Source organism: Thermodesulfobacteriota bacterium, assembly GCA_039028315.1.
Classification (GTDB): Bacteria; Desulfobacterota_D; UBA1144; order Nemesobacterales; family UBA2774; genus CR02bin9.
This window is the reverse complement of sequence record JBCCIH010000250.1, coordinates 1-2,436: the sequence shown is the minus strand read 5'-3', so window position 1 is coordinate 2,436 and position 2,436 is coordinate 1. Positions and strand designations below refer to the sequence as shown.

General features: G+C 40.0%; 4 protein-coding genes. All 4 read left to right on the top strand.

Annotation, left to right across the window (positions count from 1 at the left end; genetic code table 11):
• Positions 1-261 (top strand): substrate-binding domain-containing protein (locus AAF462_11580; protein MEM7009763.1); only part of this gene is annotated, 261 nt, incomplete at its 5' end.
• A gap of 218 nt (positions 262-479) precedes the next feature.
• Entirely contained in the window at positions 480-992 is a 513-nt protein-coding gene (locus AAF462_11575; protein MEM7009762.1) for a hypothetical protein, read from the top strand.
• Between the two features lie 177 nt (positions 993-1,169).
• On the top strand, positions 1,170-1,640 hold the full coding sequence (locus AAF462_11570) for a hypothetical protein (GenBank protein ID MEM7009761.1): 471 nt from the start codon (positions 1,170-1,172) through the stop codon (positions 1,638-1,640).
• Between the two features lie 29 nt (positions 1,641-1,669).
• Positions 1,670-2,436 (top strand): hypothetical protein (locus AAF462_11565; protein ID MEM7009760.1); only part of this gene is annotated, 767 nt, incomplete at its 3' end.

Sequence of the window (2,436 nt, the reverse complement as noted above, 5' to 3'; positions counted from 1 at the left end):
TTAAAGGCTCTAGAGATGGTTGAGTCTGGCCAGGTTGAGGGCGGGCTTGTCTCCTACGGAGATCTTAGTGACGAGCAAAAAATGAATGCTTGGATCGTTCCCTCCAGAATGCACAATCCTATTAAGCAGGCTATGGTTGCTATAAAAGGCGGCGATGCCGAAGCTAGTGCTAAATGGATGAAATTTATGGAAAGTGACACCGCAAAAAACGTTCTTATGTCCTCAGGATATGGCATAACAAATGTTGAAGTTGTAAAATAAGTCTTTTTGTTCTCTCCAGAATAACCTGTCCCTATCTTTGTAAAATACTGCAAATATTACATAATGTGGTATTCATGTAAATATTCATATAAATATTTGCATTTTAATTCCTACTGTTATAAAATAAATAATCAGAGGGTAAGTTAAAGGTGAATTATATGTAGATACTAATTAGTTATCTACATAAATAAAACAACCCTAAGAAGGAGGGGATCCAAATGACTAAACTTTCAAAAGGTTTAGGTATTTTCGTTTTTGCATTTGTTCTTTCTTTTGTTTTATTCCACACAACAGATGTGCAGGCTGAAGAAGCAACTCTAAACAGCTCAACTGCATGTATGGTTGCATTAGATAATGATGCAAGACCAACATGTGCTCCTTATGGAGATTGCGAGCCTATGATCAGATACGATGCAAGGCCTACATGTGCTCCATACGGAGATTGCGAGCCTATGATTAGATTTGATGATTCAACTGCGATGAACGATGCAAGGCCTACATGCGCTCCTTATGGCGACTGTGAGCCAATGATCAGATATGATGCTAGGCCAACATGCGCTCCATACGGAGATTGCGAGCCTATGATTAGATTTGATGATACAACCGCAAAGTATGATGCAAGACCGACATGCGCACCATATGGCGATTGTGAGCCAATGATCAGATACGATGCAAGGCCAACATGTGCTCCATACGGAGACTGTGAGCCAATGATCAGATTTAATGGCTAACTAAGAATTATAATAGTTAAGATAATTTTCTGGGTGTTATGTGTAACTACATAACACCCTTTTTTTATCCTCATAACCAACTCATTCCAATAAAAATATATTGTTCTTCATACAATCTTGGGAATTCTCTAGGTAATATGGTATTGTGCACTATGGGAATTTTTAAGGAGGCGAATCTTGAATAGACATATACTCATGATAGCTTTGATAGTAAGTTGTCTTTGTATAATTGCAACACCTCAAGATGTATTTGCAGATGATCTAGAAACTCTTAAATACCTATTCATCATTCAAGGGGATTCAGGAACATTTAAGAACTCCAAACTTGATATAAACGGCGTTCCCATTGTCTCTTTCTACTACCTAGGAACCGTAAGAGAAACAGGTCATTTTTTAGTGAGCACTTTCTCACAAGTCTGGCATAAAAACTCTGCTAGCTTTAAATCAGACCCTCCATCAGGCACTCTCACTGTTGTAGATGGCAAAGACTCTGTAGGTTCCGTGATTCAAGTCTCCGACATACTTACAGGTTTAAATTCAATTACTTTCGATACTAAAGTTTTAGAAGGCAGAGTGCCAGAGGAATTTGGAGCATCCTCATTTTTCTTAGAGTTAATTGTGAATGAAAAACTAGACACACAGAATTAGCATAACTACTTAATACGGGAGTTCGTCATATGGTTAATAGGCTTCATATTGCAGATGTTCTCAAAAGTGACGATATTAAATTTCTTCGTATTCTATGGTGTGATAACGGAAACGTAATCAGATCAAAAGCAATACATCTTCCATCCTTTAAGGCACACCTTCACAACAAAGGACTAGAGGAGCTTAGAAGTGAGGAATTTATTTACAAACTAGAGCAAGCCCTAACTATCAGCATTGCCGTTCAGTCTGTAGATGCTGCGTTTGATGTGCCTGTTCCCAAGGCAGGTCTTGAGCCTATAAAAGAAATTAGATTAGTTCCTGATTGGGAGACTCTTGCAATGCTTCCCTATGCCCCAGGGCATGCTCAGACTATGGGCAACATGATGTTGGATAGCACCGAGGACCCCTGGGAGCTTTGCCCGAGAGAGCTTCTAAGGAACACCATAAGAAAGGGCCAAGATATGGGATATGAAGTTCAGTGCGGCGCTGAGATTGAATTCTTTTTGTTTGATGAGGAGTCTTATCATGAGAGCGGTCAGCTTGATCCCGTTGATAATGACCACTTTGCCCAGAACTCTGCGTTTGATGCCAGCAGAGATATAATTGATAAGATCTCTGCATCACTGTTTGGAATGGACATTGAGCTTGCCAACTATAACCCCGAAACGGGTCCTGGCCAGCACGAGATCTCGCTACATTACACAGACCCTCTTACTATTGCAGACAGGATTGTCTACATGCGAGAGACCATAAAAGCAGTTGCAAGAGAGTTTGGGCTTATAGCCTCATTTATGCC

Bases quoted from the DNA above. Each gene is read 5' to 3' on its own strand.
- AAF462_11575 (MEM7009762.1), top strand. From the start codon at position 480: ATGACTAAACTTTCAAAAGGTTTAGGTATTTTCGTTTTTGCATTTGTT.